The following is a 611-nucleotide window of genomic DNA, read 5'->3' as shown; positions in this document are numbered from 1 at the left end:
ACAAATTAAAATCATTTTTAGAATCACTAAGTTCTTCAGATAGAAATTTGTTTGTTAATGCAATGAGGGTTACTCATAAAATATTTGATAAATATGGTGATGAAAGTCCAAAAAACAATTAAGCAATGATTTTATGTAATACTTGTGATAAGATCACAGGTATGCTATCTCGAACTTTTCCAGCAATGTTTTAGCTAGTCCCTTCACGATTCAACCTTTAGTCTGCCAATGTTCAACTCCAGAAATATATAAAATAGACTTGACAAGATTAGTATAGCGTGTTATACTGTTTAATAAATAAACTATCTATTTAAGAAACGGTATACTATGTATACTATGGGAGGCGGAATATGAAAAACAAGGATATCGAAATCTTCATAAATGAGATGATGGGGTACCCGAAAAAGTTAATAAAAAAGCTTGGTGGTTCTATAGATGAAGATTTGTTGAAATTAAACTTAGGGATGCCTCATTTTGCAATTATGGATATTATTTTAAAGAGTGACATTGAGCCTATGATGAGTGAGATAGGAAAGAAGCTGGGTATTTCCAAGGCCATGATTACTCATATAATAGATACAATGGAGGAAAAGGGATTGGTTTCAAGAGTT

1 protein-coding gene and 1 pseudogene (both cut by a window edge) are annotated in these 611 nt (G+C 31.4%); both read left to right on the top strand.

Annotated features, from left to right (window positions below; all coding sequences use genetic code 11):
- Nucleotides 1-9 carry the final stretch of a hypothetical protein gene (locus A2536_08890; protein OGF45491.1) on the top strand. It extends 288 nt beyond the left edge of the window, so 9 of the gene's 297 nt are visible here — the last part of the coding sequence; the start codon falls outside the window, past its left edge; its stop codon occupies nt 7-9.
- Between the two features lie 341 nt (nt 10-350).
- Nucleotides 351-611, top strand: a pseudogene (locus A2536_08885) (hypothetical protein) (it continues 63 nt past the right edge of the window).

It is taken from the genome of Candidatus Firestonebacteria bacterium RIFOXYD2_FULL_39_29, assembly GCA_001778375.1.
In the GTDB taxonomy this organism is placed as follows: Bacteria; Oederibacteriota; D2-FULL-39-29; order D2-FULL-39-29; family D2-FULL-39-29; genus D2-FULL-39-29.
This window is presented reverse-complemented; position numbering and strand designations above follow the sequence as displayed.